Origin of the sequence: Marinobacter sp. F3R11, assembly GCF_003318275.1 — a bacterium.
GTDB lineage: Bacteria > Pseudomonadota > Gammaproteobacteria > Pseudomonadales > Oleiphilaceae > Marinobacter.
Map to the genome: position 1 here is coordinate 618,795 of NZ_QOCH01000013.1, position 24,255 is coordinate 643,049.

At 54.6% G+C, this 24,255-nt stretch carries 20 protein-coding genes; 11 read left to right on the forward strand and 9 right to left on the reverse strand.

Going from position 1 to position 24,255, the window contains the following annotated elements; all coding sequences use genetic code 11:
* The first annotated feature begins 324 nt into the window (after nucleotides 1–324).
* From ilvG to DS878_RS07785, 7 genes are all read left to right on the forward strand, one after another.
* Nucleotides 325–2,025 (forward strand): acetolactate synthase 2 catalytic subunit, encoded by a 1,701-nt coding sequence (gene ilvG / locus DS878_RS07755; RefSeq protein ID WP_113815370.1) that lies wholly within the window; start codon nucleotides 325–327, stop codon nucleotides 2,023–2,025.
* Nucleotides 2,022–2,306: an ACT domain-containing protein gene (locus DS878_RS07760; RefSeq protein WP_113815371.1), complete on the forward strand. Its 285-nt coding sequence runs from the start codon at nucleotides 2,022–2,024 to the stop codon at nucleotides 2,304–2,306. Before ilvG ends, DS878_RS07760 begins: the two co-directional genes overlap by 4 nt.
* A 30-nt stretch (nucleotides 2,307–2,336) precedes the next feature.
* Entirely contained in the window at nucleotides 2,337–3,536 is a 1,200-nt protein-coding gene (locus tag DS878_RS07765) for an MFS transporter (RefSeq protein WP_261977678.1), read from the forward strand.
* 247 nt (nucleotides 3,537–3,783) lie between these two features.
* Nucleotides 3,784–5,403 (forward strand): ABC transporter substrate-binding protein, encoded by a 1,620-nt coding sequence (locus DS878_RS07770; protein ID WP_113815372.1) that lies wholly within the window; start codon nucleotides 3,784–3,786, stop codon nucleotides 5,401–5,403.
* Between the two features lie 22 nt (nucleotides 5,404–5,425).
* Complete coding sequence (locus DS878_RS07775) at nucleotides 5,426–6,454, forward strand: ABC transporter permease (protein WP_113815373.1); 1,029 nt, start codon at nucleotides 5,426–5,428, stop codon at nucleotides 6,452–6,454.
* Nucleotide 6,455: 1 nt separating this feature from the next.
* Complete coding sequence (locus DS878_RS07780) at nucleotides 6,456–7,349, forward strand: ABC transporter permease (RefSeq protein ID WP_113815374.1); 894 nt, start codon at nucleotides 6,456–6,458, stop codon at nucleotides 7,347–7,349.
* Nucleotides 7,350–7,358: 9 nt separating this feature from the next.
* Nucleotides 7,359–9,023 carry a dipeptide ABC transporter ATP-binding protein gene (locus tag DS878_RS07785; RefSeq protein ID WP_113815375.1) on the forward strand — a complete coding sequence of 555 codons (1,665 nt, stop codon included), beginning with the start codon at nucleotides 7,359–7,361 and terminating at the stop codon, nucleotides 9,021–9,023.
* A gap of 103 nt (nucleotides 9,024–9,126) precedes the next feature.
* On the opposite strand, the gene cynS is transcribed toward DS878_RS07785, so the two are convergent.
* Genes cynS through DS878_RS07805 form a run of 4 tightly spaced genes read right to left on the reverse strand, consistent with a single transcriptional unit; the run spans nucleotide 9,127 to nucleotide 12,797 of the window.
* The gene (gene cynS, locus DS878_RS07790) at nucleotides 9,127–9,570 is read right to left on the reverse strand and encodes a cyanase (protein WP_113815376.1); all 444 of its coding nucleotides are present in this window, start codon (nucleotides 9,568–9,570) and stop codon (nucleotides 9,127–9,129) included.
* Nucleotides 9,571–9,597: 27 nt separating this feature from the next.
* On the reverse strand, nucleotides 9,598–10,500 hold the full coding sequence (locus DS878_RS07795; RefSeq protein WP_113815377.1) for an ABC transporter ATP-binding protein: 903 nt from the start codon (nucleotides 10,498–10,500) through the stop codon (nucleotides 9,598–9,600).
* 42 nt (nucleotides 10,501–10,542) lie between these two features.
* Entirely contained in the window at nucleotides 10,543–11,370 is an 828-nt protein-coding gene (gene ntrB / locus DS878_RS07800) for a nitrate ABC transporter permease (protein WP_113815378.1), read from the reverse strand.
* 2 nt (nucleotides 11,371–11,372) lie between these two features.
* Nucleotides 11,373–12,797, reverse strand: a complete 1,425-nt coding sequence (locus DS878_RS07805; RefSeq protein WP_113815379.1) for an ABC transporter substrate-binding protein — start codon at nucleotides 12,795–12,797, stop codon at nucleotides 11,373–11,375.
* Nucleotides 12,798–13,101: 304 nt separating this feature from the next.
* On the opposite strand from DS878_RS07805, the gene DS878_RS07810 reads away from it, so the two are divergent.
* Entirely contained in the window at nucleotides 13,102–15,027 is a 1,926-nt protein-coding gene (locus DS878_RS07810; RefSeq protein WP_113815380.1) for a sigma 54-interacting transcriptional regulator, read from the forward strand.
* Nucleotides 15,028–15,061: 34 nt separating this feature from the next.
* On the opposite strand, the gene DS878_RS07815 is transcribed toward DS878_RS07810, so the two are convergent.
* From DS878_RS07815 to DS878_RS07835, 5 genes are all read right to left on the reverse strand, one after another.
* Entirely contained in the window at nucleotides 15,062–16,243 is a 1,182-nt protein-coding gene (locus tag DS878_RS07815) for an acetyl-CoA C-acyltransferase (protein WP_113815381.1), read from the reverse strand.
* A gap of 18 nt (nucleotides 16,244–16,261) precedes the next feature.
* Nucleotides 16,262–17,413: an acyl-CoA dehydrogenase family protein gene (locus DS878_RS07820; protein ID WP_113815382.1), complete on the reverse strand. Its 1,152-nt coding sequence runs from the start codon at nucleotides 17,411–17,413 to the stop codon at nucleotides 16,262–16,264.
* A gap of 25 nt (nucleotides 17,414–17,438) precedes the next feature.
* Nucleotides 17,439–18,200, reverse strand: a complete 762-nt coding sequence (locus tag DS878_RS07825) for an SDR family NAD(P)-dependent oxidoreductase (RefSeq protein ID WP_113815383.1) — start codon at nucleotides 18,198–18,200, stop codon at nucleotides 17,439–17,441.
* A gap of 108 nt (nucleotides 18,201–18,308) precedes the next feature.
* On the reverse strand, nucleotides 18,309–19,496 hold the full coding sequence (gene bktB / locus DS878_RS07830; RefSeq protein ID WP_113815384.1) for a beta-ketothiolase BktB: 1,188 nt from the start codon (nucleotides 19,494–19,496) through the stop codon (nucleotides 18,309–18,311).
* A gap of 50 nt (nucleotides 19,497–19,546) precedes the next feature.
* On the reverse strand, nucleotides 19,547–20,689 hold the full coding sequence (locus DS878_RS07835; protein WP_113815385.1) for an acyl-CoA dehydrogenase family protein: 1,143 nt from the start codon (nucleotides 20,687–20,689) through the stop codon (nucleotides 19,547–19,549).
* Nucleotides 20,690–20,813: 124 nt separating this feature from the next.
* Here DS878_RS07835 and DS878_RS07840 point away from each other — a divergent pair, with 124 nt between their 5' ends.
* The 3 genes from DS878_RS07840 to DS878_RS07850 all read left to right on the forward strand — a co-directional run bounded on the left by DS878_RS07840 (nucleotide 20,814) and on the right by DS878_RS07850 (nucleotide 24,213).
* On the forward strand, nucleotides 20,814–21,827 hold the full coding sequence (locus DS878_RS07840; RefSeq protein ID WP_113815386.1) for an AraC family transcriptional regulator: 1,014 nt from the start codon (nucleotides 20,814–20,816) through the stop codon (nucleotides 21,825–21,827).
* 133 nt (nucleotides 21,828–21,960) lie between these two features.
* Nucleotides 21,961–23,535, forward strand: a complete 1,575-nt coding sequence (locus DS878_RS07845) for a fatty acyl-CoA synthetase (RefSeq protein ID WP_113815387.1) — start codon at nucleotides 21,961–21,963, stop codon at nucleotides 23,533–23,535.
* Nucleotides 23,536–23,772: 237 nt separating this feature from the next.
* A complete protein-coding gene (locus DS878_RS07850) occupies nucleotides 23,773–24,213 on the forward strand; it encodes a MerR family transcriptional regulator (protein ID WP_113815388.1) in 441 nt (146 codons plus the stop codon).
* The last annotated feature ends 42 nt before the right edge of the window (nucleotides 24,214–24,255 follow it).

Here is a 24,255-nt window from a genome sequence, read left to right on the forward strand (position 1 = left end):
TACGCAGCATGAAAGCGATGAATTGCAACCAAAACAAACGCAGCATCCGAAAAAACTGAATTAAACGGTTGCAACCTGTTTAAAACGTGAGGTAGATTCTACACAGAATCTTTTTACGAATTCAGAGCAGATTGTCCGTTTTATGAATCTTAACTCCGTAATCATCCTTGCAATGTCAGTCCTGGTGGTAGTGGTACCTTCCGGGGGTTTTTGCGTGGATAAGCGGGTGAGATAGAGACAAACCTGACAAAACACCAGAAACCCCCGGCACCGAAAGGTCCCGGGGGTTTCTTTTTTGCGGAAGAAAAAACAGGAAATATGACAATGAACGGCGCACAGCACATTCTTGAGGCGTTCCACCGCCACAACATCCAAACCGTTTTTGGCTACCCCGGCGGCTGCATCATGCCGCTATACGATGCCCTGGTGGATGATGTCAGTGTGGAACATGTGCTTTGCCGCCACGAACAAGGCTGCGCCCTGGCTGCCGACGGTTACGCCCGGGCCAGCGGCAGGCTGGGTGTTTGTATCGCCACTTCCGGCCCTGGCGCCACCAATCTGATCACTGGTGTAGCCAACGCGCACCGGGACTCAACTCCCATGCTGGTCATTACTGGCCAGGTTCCATCCTCCCTCATTGGCACAGATGCCTTTCAGGAAACCGACGTTCTGGGGATGACTCTTGGAATCGTAAAGCATAGTTATCTGGCAGAGAGCGCGGACGAACTGCCTTCCATTCTGGAAGAAGCCATCGAACTGGCTCAAAGCGGGCGTCCCGGACCGGTGTGGATTGACATCCCGAAGGATGTATTACTGGCAGAAGCAGCAGTTGCCCCAACCTGTCGCCCGACACCGAAAGAAGCTGCATGCCCCGATCTGACAAGCGCGACAGCCTTGTTACGGGCGGCCCGAAAGCCGTTGCTTTACAGCGGTGGAGGCATAAGTCTGGCCCATGCAGAAAAAAGCTTTCGTGATTTCGCTGAAAGCTCCGGGCTGCCGGCTGTAGTGTCTCTCAAGGGCATAGGAAATCCCGGAAAACACAGTGCTCACAATCTGGGCATGCTGGGCATGCACGGTTCCCGTGCTGCAAACCGTGCCGTAGATGAATGCGACCTTCTGCTGGTAATCGGTGCCCGTCTGGACGACCGTGCCACCGGCAAGCTGGAGGGATTCGCCCCGAATGCGCGCCTGATTCACATTGACGCAGACGCGGCTGAAATGAACAAACTCCTGAGTACCGAGCTCACGATCCGGGGTGACCTGAACACTGTTCTCAGGGAGCTGACACAAGTACTCAGAGAAACGCCTCTGGAGATCAGCGAATGGCGCAAGCAATGCCAGACCTGGCGCACGACAGGCGGTTTTCAGGCGGCAGATAACGAAGAACCTCTGACACCAATTACTGGCCCGGCCTTCATTCGCCAGCTGTCCCGGATTGCTCCGGATGACACAACTATCGCGTGCGATGTAGGTCAGCATCAGATGTGGATAGCCCAGTATTACCAGTTTGATCACCCACGCCATCACCTTACCAGCGGTGGCCTCGGCACTATGGGCTTTGGTCTTCCTGCGGCAATCGGTGCCCAGTTTGCAAGGCCTGACAGTACCGTTCTGAATGTGACTGGCGATGGCTCATTCATGATGAATGCTCAGGAGCTGGCTACCATTCGCAGGTATAACCTGCCGGTGAAGCTGATCATTATGGACAACCAGTGCCTGGGCATGGTGCGCCAGCAACAGGAGTTGTTCTACAACAACCGTGAATGCCAGATTAACCTCGACGACAACCCGGATTTCGTCGCTATGGCCCGGGCGTTCGACATCCCCGCCTTGAAAATTGAGCGTACCGATCAGGTGCGGCGTGGAATTGAAACCATACTCGCCTACCACGGTCCTATGCTTCTGCATGTGGCCATTGCCCGGGAAGAAAACGTCTGGCCAATTGTAAAGCCGGGTGGAAGTAACAGAGAGATGATTGATGAAACCCGCCGCAACAGCGCGGATAAAAAGGAGAAGGTTGCATGACCACTGAGAGCTGTAACAGCACACCTGACTATACAATCGCCTGTCGCATGAATCACGAAGCCGCGGCGCTTGAACGCCTGTGCCAGGTTGTTCGTATCCGCGGCTTCCGGATTGCAAAGATGGCGGTGGAAACCCAGGACGGTGTTCTGGATATCGCGCTGACCGTCCAGGGCACCCGACCGGTAACTATGCTTCAATCCCAGCTGGAAAAACTGCACACTGTGGAGGAGGTTATACTAACCACACCAGTCCTGGCACCTGCAACAAGCCGAACGGCCTGACAGCCAGGGACAATAACAACAGGGAAACCCGTGATTTTTCGCAACGCTGCACAGCGCCATCCGTTATTTGTCATCGTCCTGGCGCAGCTTTGCGGCACCTCCCTGTGGTTCAGCATAAACGGAGTCTGGTTATCTCTTTCCCGGGAGCTGGGGCTGACTGAGTCAGATCTCGGAAGCTTAACGCTCTCCGTACAGGCCGGCTTCATCATTGGCACGCTCACCATTGCAGTTACCGGGCTGGCTGACCGTTATCGGGCCAGCTATATTTTTGCATGCTCCAGCCTGCTTGGTGCCCTGATGAACGCCGGCTTTGTACTGACAGCATCGTCCCCTCCGTTTGACCTTATCATGCGCTTTCTAACCGGCCTTTGCCTTGCCGGTATTTACCCGCTTGGAATGAAACTGGTTATAGGCTGGACACCCAAACACACGGGAACGGCACTGGCCTGGCTGGTTGGCATGCTGACTCTGGGCACTGCCATGCCGCATTTGTTGCGCGGCTTGACGCCTGGCCTGCCCTGGCATTGGCCGCTATTAGGCTCTTCGGCCCTGGCCCTTCTTGGGGGCATGATGATCCTGTTTTTGGGTGATGGCCCTCACCTGCCCATCAGCACGGCAAAAACCCGGCTGCGCACCGGGCTCGCCGGACTCAGATCACCCCGTTTCCGGGCAGTCGCCGGGGGCTACTTTGGACATTGCTGGGAGCTTTACGCCTTCTGGACCCTGACTCCGCTACTTATCACCCGGGAAGTACTGCGCATACAGGCAGCTCCGACAGTAATACCGCTGCTTTCGTTTCTGGTAATCGGGCTGGGGTTTGTCGGGTGTATATGGGGCGGGAAACTCAGCCGGCAATTTGGAAGTGAATGGGTCGCAAACGGTTCCCTGGCAATCTCGGGAATAATCTGCCTGGCCTACCCTTTTCTCCCCTGGATTCCACCTGGAATACTCTTGTTCCTGCTGGCTCTGTGGGGTATCACCGTCATTGCCGACTCGCCGCAGTTTTCTGCACTGGCTGCCGCCGCAGCCCCCAGAGAGTTCGTTGGCGCATCGCTGGCCGTAATGAATGCAATAGGTTTTGCGTTAACTCTGCCGGCTATCTGGATCACCAGTAATCTCTGGGCATCCCAGGGAGCCTGGGTAACTCTCTGGCTACTGCCTGGTCCGGTATTAGGGTTGTGGTCAATGCGCCAGCTCAGCAAGCAGAGAACAGATAATCCAAGCTTTTAACTACCCGATATACAAGACTTCGCAACAGGGATCGGTAAAACCGGGCCAGGCCCCGCAATGGTGCCTCAATTCACTCACATGCCCCAAGCACGCGCATACAGCCCTGGCTCATTCGCTGTTTTTTATTGCGTTCAGACCAGCCCTTTCAAACTTAAGTAGCTGTTATCAGGAATAAAACATCACAAGCGATAGTTGGCTCACAAAGTGCATGCACTATTTTCATAATCTGCCACTTGGAGCATGCACAATGAATCGTCGAAACTTTCTTAAAGGTGCCACCACGCTGTCTGTAGGAGCCAGCCTTATTCCTTTGAGCCAACTGCTCCCGAGTTCTGCTCTGGCCGCCTCAAACGAAACAGCAGTTGTTGTTATCGGGGGCACCATCAACAGCCTGGACATCCATCGCAGCGGTACCAACCGGACCAGCTATCAAGTTGCCATCAACTGCTACGACCGACTGGTCAGCTTTGGCACCAAGCAGATGCCCGACGGATCTTTGAGCTACGACTACGATAACGTCCAACCGGAAATGGCCGAGTCCTGGGAAGTCAATGAGGACGGGACGGTGATGACGTTCAAAATTCGGGAAGGTGCTACCTTCTGGGATGGCAAACCGGTCACAGCGCACGACGTAAAATGGTCCCTGGATCGTGCAGTATCTCTCGGAGGCTTCCCGACAGTTCAGATGAAAGCAGGACGCCTTGAATCAACAGAGCAATTCAAGGCCCTGGATGATCGTACCTTCCAGATCACCCTGCCATTTGCCTCCAAGCTGGCTTTGCCCGACCTGGCGACCCCCATTCCCATCATAATCAACTCACAGGTTGCCAAAGCCAATGCAACCACGGAAGACCCTTGGGCAACAGAATACCTGCACCGTAACCCTGCGGGGTCTGGCGCGTTCAAAGTGTCCCGCTGGAATGCCGGTGAACAGCTGGTTTATGAGCGCAATGACAATTGGGCATGCGGCCCGCTGCCCAGCTATCAGCGAGTGATCCTGCGGGAGGTTCCGGCACAGTCAACCCGGCGCGCTCTGATCGAACGTGGAAGCGTGACCGCATCACAGGACATCCCCAATAAAGATGCCAAAGAACTGGCCAAGAAAGACGGTATAAAAGTAGTCAGTACTCCTATAGAAAACTGCATTTACTCACTTTGTACCAATGTGGATTTTGAACCGTTTAAAGACAAGCGGGTTCGCCAGGCCATTGCCTGGTCTATCCCCTATGAAAAGATTTTTGAACAAGCCGCCTATAGCCAGGGCATGCCCATGTGGGGAGGCACTGATGAGGTGACCAGTATCGACTGGCCGCAAAAGTCGCCCTATGAACTGAACCTGGAGAAAGCACGAGAGTTACTGGCACAGACAGACTACAAAGATGGCTTCGAAGTCCCGCTCTCATTCAACCTGTCAGTGGCTGACTGGGCTGAGCCAACCGCCCTGCTGATTCAGCAGGGCCTTGCCCAGATTGGTATCACTGCCACGATCGAAAAGATTCCGGGTGCCAACTGGCGCACCATTGCCCTGGTTGAGAAAAAGCTCCCACTGCATCTGGAGAATTTTGGTGGCTGGCTGAATACCCCGGATTACTACTTTTTCTGGGCCTATATCAAAGGCAACCTTTTTAATTCCTACAACTATGACAATCCGGAAATGACAAAACTGATCGAAGAAACCCTCGATATGGCTGTCACGGACCCGGCTTACACGCCCAATGTGAAACGGATGATCGAGATTGCCTTCGAAGATATCCCCCGCATTCCTTTGTGGCAGCCGACGCTGAACGTGGCCTTCAAGGAAGGGGTTGAAGGTTATGAGTACTGGTTCCACCGCCAGATGGATATCCGTCCGCTGAAACCGGCCTGATTTCGTCATTGAGGAGTAACACGTGGCTCTCGGAGTAAAATCCAGGCGGGTACTGGCCCGCCTGTTGCAGGCCGTCCCAACAATCTTCGGCATTCTGGTTGTGTGCTTTCTGTTGACCCGGGCATTGCCCGGGGATCCTGCTGCCTATTTTGCCGGAGATATGGCCGATGAAGCGTCCATTGAACAGGTGCGTAAAAATCTGGGCCTGGACCAGCCTATGCCAATGCAGTTCGTGACCTATGTCGGCGATCTGCTACAGGGTGATCTGGGGGTTGCGATCTCAACCGGGCAAACCGTGGCCCAGGAACTCGCAAAACGCTTGCCTGCTTCCCTGGAGCTGACGCTGGCAGCTCTTCTGCTATCACTGGTGATTGCCATTCCACTCGGGGTCCTGGCGGCAACCCGCCCCAACTCCTGGGTTGATCACCTGTGTCGTTTCCTCGTGACGGCAGGGGTCTCATTGCCAACCTTCTTCACCGGACTGGCACTGCTGTACGTATTCTACTATCTGCTTGGCTGGGCACCGCCGCCCATGGGCCGGCTGGACATGATGTTTCTGGCACCGGAAACAGTCACCGGCTTTTATACCATCGACTCACTGATCGCCGGTGACTGGGCCCTGTTCAAGGCTTCCCTTGCTCAAATGGCGCTCCCGGTTATTACCCTTGCGTTGTTTACCCTTGCACCCATAGCCCGGATGACCCGGGCCGCGATGCTGCAGACCCTGGCCAGCGACTATGTCCGTACTGCGCGCGCAGCCGGGCTGAGCAGTCGCCGGGTCCTGATTGACTACGCATTCAGAAACGCCCTGTTGCCGGTTGTGACAACGCTCGGCATGGTGTTCTCGTTTGTGCTTGGCGCCAACGTGCTGGTCGAGAAGGTATTCGCATGGCCAGGAATAGGCTCCTTCGCGGTTGAAGCGCTGGTGGTATCCGACTACGCCGCTGTTCAGGGGTTTGTCCTGTCCATGGCGCTTCTGTTCGTATCCCTGAACCTGCTGATTGATCTCATCTACACTCTGATCGATCCCCGTGTAAGCGAGGAGGAATAACATGGCGTCATCCCTGGCTACACCTGAAGCCTCCACTGCTGCACCAGCCCGCGAAGGCTACTGGCAGCACCTCAGATACATCATGGCGGAAAACCCCCTCACCGGTATCTCGTTCGCCATGTTCATTGGCCTGATCATCATGGCGCTTTTCGGCCCGTATCTGGTGCCTTTCGATCCGGTTGCTACAGGAGCTGGTCCGGCCCTGATGCCGCCCAGTCCGGCACACTGGTTTGGTACCGATCATCTCGGACGGGATGTTTTCTCACGGGTTGTCGTTGCCACACGGCTGGATCTTATGATCTCTGTGTCTGCGGTTGCGCTGTCGTTTGTCTTCGGTTCTGTCATCGGCTCACTGTCCGGTTATTTCGGCGGCTGGACCGACCGGATTGCGGGACGCCTGATGGATACGATCATGGCCTTCCCTTTGTTCGTTCTGGCCATGGGCATAGTCGCCGCAGCAGGCAACTCCGTTGAAAATATTGTCTACGCCACGGCCATTATCAACTTGCCGTTCTATGCCCGTATGGCCCGCGCAGAGGTCAGTATTCGGCGCAACGCGGGGTTTGTTCAGGCAGCACGCCTGTCGGGCAACTCGGAGCTCAGAGTACTTTTCGGCCACATTTTCCCGAATACCCTGCCCCCGATAATGGTTCAGATCTCGCTCAACATGGGGTGGGCCATCCTTAATGCTGCGGGCCTCTCTTTTATTGGCCTGGGCGTACAACCACCAACACCTGAGTGGGGAATCATGGTTGCTGAAGGCGCCAATTTCATTATTTCGGGAGAGTGGTGGCTTGTGGTCTTCCCCGGCATGGCCCTGATGCTGGCGGTGTTTACCTTTAACCTGATTGGCGACGGATTACGTGATCTTGTCGACCCCCAGCGACGGACATAAGGAATTCCCATGAATGTACCCTTACTTGATGTTCAGCGGCTGAGCGTTGATTTCAATACCCGCAAGGGGGTTATCCGTGCCATTGATTCCGTTTCCCTTTCAGTCGCCAAGGGCGAAACTCTGGGCATCGTTGGCGAATCCGGCTCGGGTAAGTCCGTCACCTCATATGCGGTAATGAAAATACTGGACCGGGCGGGAAAAATAACCAGCGGCAAGATTATCTACGGTGGTATGGCCCTGCAGAAAATCCCGGAATCCGATATGCGCGATATCCGTGGCCGGGAAATCTCCATGATTTTCCAGAACCCGCGAGCTGCTCTGAACCCCATACGAAAGATTGGTCAGCAGGTGGCCGATGTCCTGATCCAGCACAATCAGGCAACCCGTGCAGAAGCTCGTGGTAAAGCCATTGAAATGCTCCAGGCAGTGAAAATCGCAGACGCCGAAAAGCGCTTCGATGCATACCCGTTTGAGCTCTCGGGTGGTATGTGCCAACGGGTTGTTATAGCCATCGCGCTCGCTTGCAAGCCCCAATTGCTGATCGCCGACGAGCCCACAACAGGTCTGGACGTTACTACCCAGAAAGCGGTGATGGACCTGATTGTGGAACTCACCGCACGCTTCAACATGTCAACCATACTCATTACCCACGATCTCGGCCTGGCAGCCGCCTACTGTGACCGGTTGATGGTGATGGAAAAAGGCCGTGTTGTTGAGCAGAACCCGTCCACAGTGCTATTCCAGTCGCCCCAGAAGGAATACACCAGGCAATTGCTGCAGGCCACGCCGCGGCGCGATTCGAACGTGCGGGATCTGCTGCCGAAAGAACTGCTCGACAAGACTGATCCGCTGCCGGAGTCCAGCCCTCCGGGGCCACCTCTGCTAACGGTCAGTCATCTCAAAAAGAGTTTTGGCAAACCGGGATCAGAAAATCATCACCTTGCGGTTCGGGATCTGTCATTCAGTATTCGCCAGGGCGAAAGCCTGGGACTGGTGGGAGAGAGCGGATGCGGCAAATCCACCACGTCTGCCATGGTGATGCGATTGCTCGACACAACTGAGGGACAGATCGAGTTTCTGGGCGAAGACATTGCCCGTATTCCCGCCAGCCAGTTTTCGTCCCATCCGCTACGCGGCAAACTACAAATGGTGTTTCAGGACCCGACAGACAGCCTTAACCCCCGCTGGAGTGCCGAGCGCTCTATCGAAGACCCACTGATACACCTTGCCAAAGACCTGGGGAAAGCTGAACGGAAAGCTCGGGTGCTGGAACTTGCGAGCCTTGTAGGCCTTCCACACAATCTGCTGGGCCGCTATCCCCACCAGTTATCCGGTGGCCAGAAGGCACGAGTCGGAATTGCCCGGGCCGTTGCACTCAACCCGCAGCTTCTGATCCTGGATGAACCCACGGCGGCGCTGGATGTCTCGGTACAAGCAGTAGTACTGAATCTGCTCGAAGATCTTAAGCATCAGCTTGGCATGAGCTATCTCTTCATCAGCCACGACCTGAACGTGGTTCGCTTATTGTGTGACCGGATCATCGTGATGCAGAAGGGACAGATTGTTGAGGAAGGTAATGCCCGGCTCATCATGGACCAGCCGAAAACCGATTACACCCAAAGCCTGCTGGCGGCGATTCCGCACCCTCCGACGGGCGAGATCTCAACCGCCTGAAGAGGACGCAGCCTCTGACTGACAAAACCCTCCACATCAACTGAAGTGAAGGGTTTTGTCTGTTCACTCTAAAATAGTGAATCTATTGGAGCCCTTGCCATGGTCACCATGCCTTATAGGGCAAAAACTTCCCGCTCATCGTCACCACCACACGGTCACCCTTGGGGTTATCTTCTTTTTCAAGCTCCATGGTGAAATCAATTGCACTCATGATGCCGTCACCGAATTTTTCATGGATAAGCTCTTTAATGGTATCGCCATAAACCCCCACCACTTCATACAGACGGTAGATCAGCGGATCCTGCGGAATCGCGCCGTCCCAGGCTTTCTTCGGGCAAACCTGAAGCGCTTCCGCTACCTCCTTGTCCAACCCCAGAGCTTCACACAGGCCAAAGGCTTTGTCTTCATCCAGGCTGTTCATACCAAGTACCGCAGAAGTAGTGAACACAGGCGACATACCAATGGCTTCGGCAATGGCCTCCCATGTCATATCCTTTGCCACTTTCGCTTCCAGAATTTTTGCAGTCATCAGTTCTTTATTCATCATCTCTATTTCCTCTTTTAAATTATCAAGTCAGGCACGTGCCGCATGGGCGGCTGCTTCGGATTCGGGATCGGCATCAGCCGGTATGGAATGTCCGGCATCACTGGCAGGCTCTACTATTCTGGGCGTGCCATCTTTCTCCGGCGAGGCAGAGCCACTCCGGTTGACCAGGAAATCCACCAGATAATCCCGGGTTTTGTGGTAAGCCGGATTCTGAAAGATAGTGGCCCGGGCCCGCGGGTGTGGGATATCCACTTTCACACTCTCGGCAATTCGGGCATTGGGGCCATTGGACATGAGGAAGATACGGTCAGAGAGCAGGATAGCTTCATCCACATCGTGGGTGATCATGAACACAGTCTGACGGGTCTCCTGCCAGATACTCACGAGTTCGTCCTGAATTACACCTCTGGTTAGCGCATCCAGTGCGCCAAACGGCTCATCAAGCAACAGCAACTCAGGCTGAGTAGCGAAAGCACGGGCGATACTGACCCGCTGGCGCATACCTCCGGAAAGCTGGGATGGTTTACGGTTCAGAGCATGATCCAGCCCCACCATCTTCAGATAGTGTTCGCTGTGCTCTTTAACCTTTTCCCTGGACCACTCAGGCCAGCGTGCGCGCACCGCAAACACAATGTTGTTCAGCGCGGTTTTCCAGGGCAGCAGGCTGTAGTTCTGGAACACGACACCACGCTCAAGCCCCGGACCTTTGATTTCCTTACCATTCATGACTACGTTGCCGGCGCTGGCCTCATCCAGGCCGGCCAGTACATTGAGGATGGTTGATTTGCCACAGCCTGAATGGCCGATAATGCAGACAAACTCTCCCTTATCCAGAGCAAAACGTATGTCTCCGAAGACGGTCAGGTCACCACCCTGGCCATCCGGATACGTTTTGGACAAGCCATCTACTTCCAGAAACGACTTACTCATAACAGGTTCCTATTCGGAGGCTTGGGTCAGGCTCCTGACCACTCATTCTTTGTACTCGACCAGTTTCTGGGCCTTGCCCAGAACCAGGTCCAGCAACATGCCAACGACCCCGATCATCAGTATTGAGAAGATCACACTCGCCAGATCCAGGTTGTTCCACTCATTCCACACGTAGTAACCAATCCCGGTGCCACCGACGAGCATTTCTGCCGCAACGATAACCAGCCAGGCAATACCGATGGAAATCCGCATGCCCGTCAGGATGGTCGGCGCAGCCGCTGGAAGGATGACCGTAATGGCCGTACGCAGCGGCCCTAGTTCGTGGGTGCGAGCTACATTCACCCAATCCTGCCTGACATTGGCGACGCCAAACGCAGTGTTAAGCAGCATGGGCCAGATGGAGCAGATAAAGATCACGAAAATGGCGGATGCATCGGAATCCTGAATAATGAACAGTGCCAGCGGCATCCAGGCCAAAGGCGATATCGGCCGCAACACCTGGATGTAAGGATTCATGGCTTTGTACATCAGCGGCGACATACCAATCAGAAAGCCCAGCGGCAAAGCAATAACCATGGCGGCGAGATAACCCGCGAGAACCCGGTATACCGAATAGGCCAACTGAATGCCGATACCTTTATCATTGGCACCCGCGTCATAGAAGGGATCAGACAGCTCGGCCCATGCCAGTTTGATCACGGCCGAAGGTGGCGGCACCCGCGATTCCTGCTCGGCACCCCCCATGAGCATTTCGTATTCAGTCAGTCCGGTCTGGGCGTCCGGGGGCTGAGTTGCCATTTCCCAGAGCCCCAGAGCCAGAATCAGGAACGACACCGACAGCAGCGCTGCCCGAACGTTCAGAGACGCCATGCTTACGCCCTCCCGATGTCAAAGCTGCGCGCATACTCGTCGGCATGATCTGAATCGAAGGTTTTTCCCATAATGATGTGAGTTTTATAGGTCTTGTCCGGCACGGTGTAACCCAGCTCTTTCATAATTTTGCCGGTCTCGCCTGCCAGGTAGACCTGTTCTGCAATACCCTTGTAGTCCACGTCACCCTCGATATAGCCCCAGCGTTTCATCTGGGTCAGAATCCAGACACCCATGGAGTGCCAGGGGAATGGATCGAAGTCGATGCGGTCTGGCACATTTTTAATCTCACCAAGTCCGTCAGCGTAATAGCCTGTCAGCACCTGCTGAATAACCGGTACTGGCTGGTTCAGGTAGTTCTTGGGCGCAATGGCTTCGGAGATTTCCTTACGGTTTTCAGGATTATTGGAGTACTGGGTTGCATCAATAATCGCCCTTAGCAGGGCTCCGTAAGTATTGGGGTTCTGGGTAGCAAACTGCTGACTGCAGGCAAAGGCACAACACGGATGGCCGTCCCAGATATCTTTGGTGAGCATGTGAATGAACCCGACTTTTTCCCAGACTGCACGCTGGTTGAACGGATCTGGAGACAAGTAGCCATCCAGGTTACCGGCGCGCAGATTGGCGACCATCTCGGGTGGCGAAACCACACGGATCTGCACGTCTTTGTCTGGATCAACGCCATTTTCAGCGAGGTAGTAGCGCAGCAGAAAATTGTGCATGGAGTATTCGAACGGCACACCGAACTTGAAGCCTTTCCACTGTTTCGGGTCACGCTTGTCCTTGTGATCAACGTGCAGAACTATAGCTTGGCCATTGATATTCTCGACAGCCGGCATAATGTAGGGTTCCGGCGTGGAGCCTGCGCCTACTGTCATGGCCAGAGGCATGGGCGTAAGCATGTGAGAGGCGTCGTACTCGCCGGCCAGGGACTTGTCCCGTGCCACCGCCCAGCCGGCGGTTTTGGTTACGGTCACATCAAGCCCGTAACGCTCATAGAAACCCATGGGATGCGCCATGATGATCGGCGTAGCACAGGTTATCGGCACAAAGCCTACGTTCAGTTTGGTTTTCTCCAGCTTTCCAAGAGATTCCTTTACAGCTGCCTTGGCTTTCTCAAAGGGAAACACACTGCCAAGCAAAGCAGCTGCAGTGCCGGCTCCCATCATTTTCATGAAACTCCGGCGACTGTGGTCGTTGTGGGCAAACACCGACCGCACCACAGCACTTTCAATAGCCCGGTCCATCATGGCTTCTGCGTCCATCTCACTTTGAGATACGGAGATTTCCTGACCGGGAGGTTTCGGCAAATCCAGTGAAATCGACGGCATTTCCTGCCCATGCTTGCATTCCGGGCAACCGCAGTTTTTTGCGTGAATCAGAGACTGATCACCGTCAAACGGATTGCCAAGGCTTTTCGTGGTCATGTGGCACTCTCCCTACTCTCAGATTGTGTTTGCACTCATGCAGTGCAGATAAAGAAGCGATTCCGGCCTGGAAACTGAAAAATGTTCAGGCCACTTGCCTGTTCTGGAAAGAGGTAGTGCAGAGGCTGTGCCAACTCCAAAAATAAATACATCCATTTGTTTTTATTGATTTTTTAAGTTACAAGCAGGACTATCAGAAACTACGATATTTCGTGATTTACGATTTTTCGTAATGCTGACCACGATTTTTCGTAGTTGGCACAGGGTTTGTTTGATCGTTCCCGGGATAACACAGGACAAGCCCATGAACACTGAGACCGCTACTCCAGCCATTGAGTGGATTGACCATCTTCCCGAAGCCGCCTTACTGGTCGATGCCGGACAGGACCTGATTCTTGCCGCCAACAGTGCCATGGCCAGAATGACCGGAATGGACAGGCAATCCCTGACCGGCACCCCATGCACCAACCTGTTCACAGATCAGCGTCCCCAACTGATTGCCTTCACAGAAGAAACTTTGTTCAGAGGTCAGGGGTGGAGCAGAGACTTCATGCTCAAGCCCGGAGGCGGCCAGACGGTGGAGCTGGAAATATCCTCATCCCGAGCCGGCGAGGCGGGCTCCCAGAGCGTGCTGTTGCTACTCAGAGACAGGCGACAACTGCGCACGCTGAGGGAACGACACGAGGCCAACCACTACCACCGGGGCGGATTACTGGAATGGCGACGCGTGGAAGAGCTGTTCAAGGATATGGAGCGGGAAAACCAACTGATACTCCACGCTGTCGGAGAGGGCATATACGGTGTTGACGTAGAAGGACGAACTACTTTCGCTAACCCGGCGGCAGAGCGCATGCTCGGATGGCGTATTGATGAACTGATGGGCAGGGTAATTCACCGGGTGATGCACCATTCACACGAGGATGGCTCTCTCTACCCCCTGAAAGAGTGCCCTATTTACGCAGCATTCCGGGACGTAAGCGTTAAACGGGTGGGCGAAGACTGGTTCTGGCGTAAAGACGGCACAGGCTTTCCCGTGGAGTACACAAGCACACCCATTCTGGACAATGGCCATCCGGTAGGTGCTGTGGTGGTCTTCCGGGATATAACACCTCGCCTGCAGGCACAAAAGGAATTGCAGAAGGCTCTGGAAGAGGTTGAAAACCTCAAGCACAGACTGGAAATGGAAAACGCGTATCTGCAGGAAGAAATCAGCGCTGAGTATCACTTCCATGAAATCTTCGGCCAGAGTGAAGCTATCAAGAGCATCGTCCGTAGAATAGGTATGGTTGCACCTACCGATGCCAACGTACTGATCACCGGAGAATCCGGCACCGGCAAGGAACTGATCGCCCGAGCTATCCACCAGTCCAGCACACGCAGGGACAGACCTTTAATACGGGTAAATTGCGCAGCTATTCCGAAAGATCTGTTCGAGAGTGAATTTTTCGGTCATATCAAAGGCGCTTTCACCGGCGCAATCAGTGATCGTGTCGGCCGGTTTGAACTGGCCGACGGCGGCACACTTTTTCTGGATGAAGTAGGCGAAATTCCTCTGGAACTCCAGGGCAAGCTTCTGCGGGTACTGCAAGATCAGCAATTCGAGCGCGTTGGAGAGAACCGTACCAGAGCGGTAGACGTCCGGGTTATAGCAGCCACCAACCGGGAGCTGAAAGCTGAAGTGCAGGCAAAAACCTTCCGGGAGGACCTCTACTTCCGCCTTAATGTCTTCCCTATCGAATCTGTGCCACTCCGGCGGCGCACGGAAGACATTCCCATTCTCGCCCAGGAATTCCTGAACCGCGCTTGCAGGAAATTCAACCGGCCACCTCTTGTTTTAAGAGAACGTGAGGCTGAAACCCTGAAGGCCTACCAATGGCCGGGTAACGTTCGGGAGCTGGAGAATGTTATCGAACGCCAGGTCATTACTTTCGACGGCAGCTTCGACCTGGATATACTAGGGACAGATTCACGAACGAGGCCTTCCGGCCAACAACACCCACCGGCGCGCCACGATAGCGGCGAACTGATGACAGAGACCGAATTCCGGGCACTGGAGAAACGGAACCTGATCAAGGCACTCAGAATAAGTGAAGGGCGGATTTTCGGAGACGATGGCGCGGCAATGCTTCTTCAGATCAAGCCAACCACTCTGACTTCACGACTGAAGAAGCTCGGGGTTGATGCCAGGCAATACCGCACCCACCCCGACCAGGATTCAGCATCCGTTTAAACAACACGGATAACCTTGTCTGGCACGCAGAAAATCAGACCAGCTCAATAGCTACGGCCGTTGCCTCTCCGCCACCAATACAAAGGGAAGCCACGCCTCGCTTCAGGCCTTTCTGCTTCAACGCATTAATGAGTGTGACCAGGATACGCGATCCGGAAGAACCGATAGGGTGGCCGAGCGCGCAGGCGCCACCGTATACATTAACCTTTTCAGCCGGAAGACTGAGCTCATTGATCGCCAGCAGGCTGACAACTGCAAAGGCCTCGTTGATCTCGAACAGATCCACATCGTCTTTGGTCCAGCCTGCCTTTTCCAGCACCTTTTCTATCGCGCCGATGGGAGCCAGTGTAAACTCCGCCGGCAAGCGGGCGTGTGTCGCATGCGCCACAATACGGGCCTGAGGCGTCAGGCCTCGGGCTTTGGCTTCGGCCGCAGAAGCCAGTACCAGAGCTGAGGCTCCGTCACTGATGGAGCTTGAGTTGGCTGCGGTTACCGTTCCTTCTTTAGCAAAAGCAGGTTTGAGCGTAGGGATTTTTTCCGGCCTTGCCTTACCCGGCTGTTCATCGGTATCGACCAAAGTTTCACCACCACGCCCAGCCACGGAGACTGGTGAAATTTCGGGCTTGAACCAGCCATTTTCTATCGCTGCCAGAGCTTTGTTCAGGGAGCCAATGGCAAACTCGTCCATCGCTTCCCGGGTGATTTTGTAGTCATCAGCCGAACGTTGTGCGAACACGCCCATCAAGCCGCCTTCGTAGGCATCTTCAAGGCCATCAAGGAACATACTGTCCATCACCTGACCATGGCCCATACGCATGCCGCCACGAGCCTTTGGCAACAGGTAAGGCGCCTGGCTCATATTTTCCATACCTCCGGCAACCATGATGCTATTGGTGCCCGCCTTGATCTGGTCATGAGCCAGCATCACTGCCTGCATACCTGAGCCACACATCTTGTTCACCGTAGTACATCCGGAGCTGTCGGGAATGCCTGCAGCGCGGGATGCCTGGCGGGCAGGAGCCTGCCCCAGTCCACCCGGCAACACACAACCCATAATCACTTCCTGAATGTCCGCAGGCTTAAGCCCACTGCGCTCTATCGCAGCCTTGATGGAAGATGCAGCCAGTTCAGGAGAACGCACAGAACTCAGGGCACCCATCATGGCACCCATGGGTGTCCGGGCAGATCCAGCAATTACAACGCTGTTGTCACTCATACTCAAACCTCAATAATGTCAGGCTCTGCCCAGAACAGAGCGGGCAATAATTTCTTTCATGACCTCGGATGTACCGCCATAGATTCGCTGAACCCGGGCATCGGTAAATGCACGGGATATGGGGTACTCAGTGGTGTAACCATAACCACCAAACAGTTGCAGGCATCCATCTGCCACACGGCACTGCATTTCAGTAGCGCTGTACTTCGCCATCGACGCTGTCGCTGCATCCAGTTCACCAGCTTCATACTGGTTGATACACTGGCTGACAAAGGCCTTGTTGACCTGGTAGTCGGTTTCCATACGGGCAATTTCAAACCGGGTGTTCTGTATCTGAGCCAGCTTCTGGCCGAACAGGACCCGCTCCTGGCTGTACGCTATGGTCAGATCCAGTGCGCCCCTGGCTGCTGCGACACCCAGGGCCCCGATAACCAGGCGCTCACGCGGCAATTCCTGCATAAGGTAGGCGAAGCCTTTGCCTTCCTCACCAACAAGTGCCGATGCAGGTACACGCATGTCCGAAAAGAACAGCTCAGAGGTATCGCCACTGTGCTGCCCTATTTTGTCCAGGTTCCGCCCTTTGCTGTAACCCGGCAGACTGGTGTCCACCAGAAACAGGCTGATGCCTTTTGCTCCGGCTGAAGGGTCGGTTTTGGCGGCAACAATCACCATATCGGCATGCTGGCCATTGGTGATAAAGGTTTTAGAACCGTTCAGGATATAGTCGTCGCCATCACGCACGGCGCTGGTGCGCATTGCCTGCAAATCACTACCGGCACCCGGCTCGGTCATCGCGATGGCACCGACCACCTCGCCAGATACCATTTTCGGCAGCCATTGCTGCTTCTGGGCTTCGTTACCCAGATGGCTGATATAGGGAGCAACAATGTCCGAATGCACCATCACATTGGTTGAAAGCGCACCAAACCCCATACGAGCCAGCTCCTCTCCGACAACCACAGAGTACTGGAAGGGTGCGCCACACCCACCGCAATCTTCCGGTATGTCCACGCACAACATGCCGGCATCACCGAGTGTGTTCCAGAGCTCACGCGGTACGAGACCAAACTTCTCCCAGGTCTCATAATGCGGTGCAACTTCCGTTTCCAGAGCCTTGATGACAGACTCCCGGAACAGCGAAAGTTCTTCCTGATCTATAGTGCTGGTCATTGCGCTCTCCTGCATGTCCCCGGGTTCATTTAGGCGCCATACGCAGGGCGCAGTCCAGCCGGATAGTTTCTCCGTTCAGGACGGGGTTTCGCACCATCTGATCCACCATCATGCCAAACTCTTCTGGCTTGCCCAGGCGTTTGGGGAATGGCAGTGTGGCGGCGAGGCTGTCCTGCACTTCCTGAGGCATACCGGACATCATTGGTGTCATGAACAGGCCAGGCGCAATGGTGTTTACCCGAATACCTTCGCGAGCCAGTTCCCGGGCCGACTGTATGGTAAGAGCAACCACACCGCCCTTGGACGAGCTGTATGCCGCCTGCCCGATTTGTCCTTCATATGCCGCTACCGAAGCCGTGTTGATTACAACTCCGCGTTCACCGTCCGCATTGGGTTCACGCTGTGCCATCTCGGCAGCTGCAAGCCTCAGAATATTGAAGGTTCCGATCAGGTTGACCTGAATTACCTTGCTAAAGCTCTCCAGCGGCATAACACCATCACGGCCGAGAATTTTGGCTGCCGGACCAATGCCCGCGCAGTTAACAGCAATGCCGCAAAGGCCATGGGCATTACTGGCCGCTGCCAGTGCGGCTTCCGCACTTTCAGACGAGCTCACATCACAGTGTACGAAGATGCCACCAATATCCGCTGCCACCTTCTCGCCCTGCTCTTTTTGCAGATCAAGGATGGCAACTTTGCAACCAGCTGCAGCCAGTGCCCGGGCTGCGCCTTCACCAAGCCCGGATGCACCACCCGTTACAATGGCCGGTACGTTTTTGAACTCCATCGTCTTTACCTCACATGATCCAGATCGACTGGATGGGAAAACAGATTAATCTTTACGTTAACGTAAACTTTACCCAATCCAGCCTGAAAAAGAAATCAGTCTGTCAGCTCAGCTGATGCGCTCAACAATCAACGCAATTCCCTGACCACCGCCAATACACATAGTGATCAGACCGTAGCGCCCGGACGTACGCTCAAGCTCCGCCAGCGTTTTGATGATAAGAATGGAACCGGTAGCACCCACCGGGTGGCCCATCGCAACCGCGCCGCCGTTCGGATTTACCTTGTCCGCAGGCAGGCCCAGCTCTCTGCTGACCGCCAGTGCCTGAGCCGCAAACGCTTCATTGGATTCGATCACATCCAGATCTGCCACACTGAGACCCGTTTTCTCAAGCACATTGCGCACTGCCGGGATCGGGCCCAGCCCCATTACATCGGGATCCACGCCTGCGAAGGCATACCCGACAATACGTCCACGAGCTTTAAGGCCCCGCTTTTCAGCTTCTGCCGCGCTGGTAAGAACCATGGCAGCAGCACCGTCGTTAATACCGGAAGCATTGCCCGGCGTGACAATGCCGTCTTTGGTAAAGGCAGGCTTCAGGCCAGCGAGGCTTTCAGTTGTAGTGCCGGGACGCACATGCTCATCCTGCTCGAAGACGAATTCCTTGCGGCCCTGCTTCACGGTCACAGGCACAATCTGTTCTTTAAAATAGCCACTTTCAATTGCTTGCGCGGCGCGGCGGTGGCTTTCTGCCGAGAACTCGTCAAGTTCTTCGCGGGTAATACCGTACTTTTCAGCAATGCGCTCAGCAGTCATACCCATGTGGCCGCTTCCGAACGGATCGCTTAGCGTACCCATCGTCATGTCGACGGCTTTGCCATCCCCCATTCGCAGACCCTTGCGTATATTGGGCAGTACGTAGGCACCCTGGCTCATGCTCTCGGCACCACCGGCGAGCGCAATCAGGCTGTCGCCCATAACAATCATTTGAGCGGCACAGATAACCGACTGTACCCCGGAACCACAGAGACGGTTCACGTTAAACGCAGCAGAGCTTTTCTGCAGACCCGCATTGAGGCCGATATGGCGCGCTACGTATGCATCAGCAGGGCCGGTCGGAATAATATGACCGAACACCGAATGGTCGATATCCTCTGCGGGTATACCGGAACGACTGATAGCCTCCTTCGCCGCAAAAGTTCCCAGCTCAGCCGGGCCCAGTGAACTCAGGCTGCCACCGAAGCCGCCAATGGCTGTGCGGGCACCGTCAAGAATGACAACATCAGTCAGTTTCATCGTTTTTTCCTTATCAGGTTGGTTCGCATCGAATCCGAAGAACGGATAATCTATTTGCCCAGCATAGAGCGGGCAATGACTTCTTTCATGATTTCGGACGTCCCGGCGTAGATTGTCTGCACCCGGGCATCCACAAAAAACCGCGACACAGGGTATTCCAGCGTATAGCCATAGCCTCCGAAGAGCTGCAAACATTCATTCGCTATATCGCACTGCATTTCAGTTAGCATCAGTTTCAGAATGGCAGCATCTGTCGGCCCCATTTCACCTTTGAGATATTTAGCAATGCACTGATTCAGGTAAGCCCTGGCCATCTCCAGCCGCGCCCGGGCCTCTGCAAGTTTGAACCGGGTATTCTGGAAATCAGCAATTCTCTGACCAAAGGCCTGGCGCTGCTGCACGTAATCAAGAGTGATTGCCAGCACACCCTCAGTGGCCCCTACTGCCTGGGCACCGACCCCCAGCCGTTCCCGGGGCAGCTCTTGCATGAGATAGGCAAACCCACGCCCTTCTTCGCCAAGCAGCGCATCATGCGGAACTACAAGATCCGAGAAAAACAGCTCGGCGGTATCACTGGCATGCTGGCCGATTTTACGAATTCCCTTACCCCGGGAAAAACCGGGCAGTCCAGTATCCACCAGGAACAAGGATACGCCTTTGGCGCCGGCATCAGGATCTGTTTTCGCACATACAATCACCAGCTCTGCCTGCAAACCGTTGGTGATAAACACTTTGGCGCCGTTGATCACATAACCTTCATCGGTACGCCGGGCTGTAGTGCGCATGGCGGCCAGATCACTGCCGGCCCCCGGCTCCGTCATAGCAATAGCACTGAGAATCCTGCCGCTGATCATATCCGGGAGATACCGCCGCTTCTGCTCTTCAGAGCCGAGATGCAGAATATAGGGCATTACAATATTGGCGTGGATATTGTAACCGGATGCCAGACCGCCAAACCCCTTGCGGGCCATCTCCTCAATTGCCAGTTGTGAGATTTCAAAACTCGCGGCGGCACCACCGTATTCTTCCGGCATATCAATACCGAGCATTCCCGCCTGCCCCAGGGTATGCCAGAGGGTACGAGGAATCGCAGCTTTTTCTTCCCACTCCTCATAAAAGGGCGCGATTTCCGTATCAAGAACCCGGTTAATCATAGAGTGAAAGAGCTCAGTATCTTCTTGGTGTCCGGACATGGGTAACTCCGCTTTTTTGTCTGATTTGTCAGGCAGCCGCCTATTTAAAGGGTTATCCTGTAAACCGGGAATGGCCGTTTAAGCCGAAAAAATTGACACATTACGCACCGGAATCACGGCAGACATGTCCAACTCGCAGCCCAAAGCCCATATAGCCAACCACTACCTCCAGGCCGCCATTCGCGGTGCAGAACGGCAGGGATTTCACCGCAAGGCGTTACTGGAAAGCGCCGGGATCCCTGCAGAATGGCTGAACAAACCCGAGCGCCTGATTACAGAAGAACAGTTCACCCACCTTATTAAAAGCGTATGGAGAGCAACTCACGACGAGTTCATGGGGCTGTCTACCAGGCGCTGTAAAAACGGCACTTTTGCACTGATGACCGATTACTGCCTTGGCTCTGCATCCCTTGGTGCCGTATTACGGAAAAGCGCCCGTTTTTTCGACATCGCCTGTGACAACGTCGATATTGGCCTTGAAGAAACCGAGCGCAACAACCTGGTTTTTTTTCGCCTGAGCCTTAAAGACGCGCGCCAGGATACGGACCACCTGCTACAGGAGTTCTTATTGCTTATGTGGCAAAGGTTCTCCTGCTGGCTCGTGGACCAGCAGATCCCCTTTGCGACCACACAGTTCAACTATTCAGCTCCTCCCCATGCTGCTGAATACCGTGCCATGTATCCGTCCGAACTGCAGTTTGACAGTGATGTTTGTGGTTTTCACCTTCATGAAAAATATCTGCAGCTACCCGTAACCCGGAGCGAATCCGAACTGGCCGAGTTCCTCAGGGAAGCGCCCGCCAATATCCTCCACCGCCCGGATCATGACGAAAGTTTGCGCAACCGGATTCGTGCCTTGCTGGCCCGGCAAAACCTCAGAGACATGCCGAGCCTGGAGGAACTCGCTCAACTCCTGCACATGACCCCCAGAAGTATCGGGCGCAAACTGCAGGAAGAAGGAACTTCCCTGCGCAAGATCAAAACGTCATTGCGACGAGAGTATGCAATAAAACTCATGAGCACTGAGAACCTCAGTGTTGCAGACGTCAGTGAGCGTGTTGGTTTTTCAGAAACCGCCTCGTTTTGCAGAGCCTTCAAGCGCTGGACCGGCACACCGCCCTCACAGTGGTCTGGATAGTCAGAGGACTAAAAACACCACACTGGCCGATTGGGTCAATTTTTTCGACCTGATTGATCATTCCCGCAAGGTTGGTTCCTCTGAGTTAATGCCCGCACGCATTAAATAACAACAGTAAAAAAGAGGTATCCGCATGAATAACTCCCGTACATCCGCATCTTCCTCCGTATCGGCGGATATCCAACGGGCCTTGCGCAACACCATTGGCGATGCCATTGCCCGCTCCGCGAGCACCCATGGCAACCGCACGGCGCTCGCTTTCGGCGATCGCACCTGGACCTTCTCAGAGATTCACGCAGCGTCTAACCGGCTAGCCCACCGACTGATCGGACTGGGGCTCGAAAAAGGCGACCGCGTTGGCGCCTACGGCAAAAACTCCGATGCTTACGTTCTGCTTTGGCTTGCCTGCACAAAGGCCGGGCTGATTCATGTGCCACTTAACTACGCCCTGATTGGCCATGAGCTTACCTATGCCCTTAACCAGTCTGGCTGCAAAGCATTGTTTTCCGACCTGGAATTACACCCACAGGTCGATGCCGTCCGGGAGGCAACGGAGGTTGCCATTTACGGCAGCATTCATGGCGGGAGCATGCCCGATGCACTTGGATTCGCCCTTGAAGCGGGTGACAACACTGCACCCGAACTGGAGATTTCCGATACAGATGTGGTTCAGATTCTCTATACCTCTGGCACGACTTCTGACCCCAAAGGCGCCATGCACACCCATCGCTCACTGATGACACATTATGGCGCCTGCCAATACCACCTGAACATCCGGGCCAGCGACAGGTCCCTGGCAGCTCTGCCCCTGTATCACTCAGCCCAGATGCATGTATTCACCATGCCGATGCTGCTGAGCGGTGGTTACAGCCGGATGATCAACACACCGACACCCGACGCGATTCTCGGACTACTCGCCAGCGAACAACTCAATGCTTTTTTCGCCCCACCGACTGTCTGGATTGCGCTGCTGAATCACCCACAGTTCAGCCCCGAAAAACTGCAACACATGGACAAACTCTACTATGGCGCATCCATCATGCCCGCCCAGGTAGTGAAAGAACTCGGCCAGAAACTGCCTGGCGCAGGCCTCTATAACTGTTATGGCCAAAGCGAAATCGCACCACTGGCAACTGTCCTCCTCCCGGACGAGCACGCAGACAGGCCGTCTTCTGCCGGCCGCCCGATGCAAACAGTTATGACCCGTATTATTGACCCTGTGACCGGCAAAGACTGCAAACCCGGAGACCAGGGTGAACTGGTGCACCGTTCACCACAACTGATGACAGGTTATTGGGCCAAGCCAGAGGCAACAGAAGAAGCCTTCAGGGACGGCTGGTTCCATTCCGGTGATCTGGGCTACCAGGACGAAGAGGGCTACATCTATATTGTTGACCGCATCAAAGATGTGGTGAACACCGGCGGTGTACTGGTTGCCAGCCGCGATGTGGAAGAAGCTCTTTATCAGCACGAATCCGTTGCGGAAGTTGCGGTTATCGGTGTGCCTGATGAAAAGTGGATTGAGGCCATTTGTGCCGTAGTGGTTTTAAAAGACGGCTACCCGGACGACCCGGAAGCCCTTATGAGCCATGCAAGATCCAATCTGGCGAGCTTCAAAGTGCCAAAGCACATCCACTTTGCAGCCGAACTGCCTAAAAACACTGCCGGCAAACTGTTAAAACGAAAGCTCCGGGAAGACCTTTCCTGAAACCATGTGAACACCCGGCTCAACCCCGCACTATCCGGGGTTGAGCCTGCCCCGTAACACCTCCAATACACATCTGAACGCCCTGCCCAACCCCTTTGCACTCTCTGATACAATTCATCGCAATCTGCCAGACACACTGACTTATTTCATTCATGAGCCAGAAACCAACAATTTCCCCTTTAAACAACTTTACGTTTACGTAAACTTCATCTAACCTTACTCAAAAAGGATATCGCCATGCTCGAAAAGAGAACGTTCAGTATCAGCGAGCTCTCCAATGAGTTCGATGTCACGACCCGCAGCATCCGCTTCTATGAGGATCAGGGTCTGTTAAAGCCTGCCCGACGCGGGCAGACCCGAATATTCAGCACCAAAGACAGAGTGCGACTGAAGCTGATCCTCCGGGGCAAACGCATGGGCTTCTCGCTGGCTGAAACGAAAGAACTTTTCGACCTTTGGGATGAGACCGCAACCGGTAACGAAAAACAGCTGTTAAAGATGCTGACCATACTGAGCAACAAGCGCGCTCAGATGGAACAACAGAAGAGCGACATAGCTATGGCAGAGATGGAAATCGACACGGCCGAAGCACGGTGCCGGGAAGCTCTGTCTGAACTGCAGAAAAAGAAAAAACAACAGGCTCCGGCCAATGACGAACCGAAAAGTGCTGCTGAATAGAACTGACAGCAACTGGCACCCGGCCCGGCAAGCCGTTTTAAA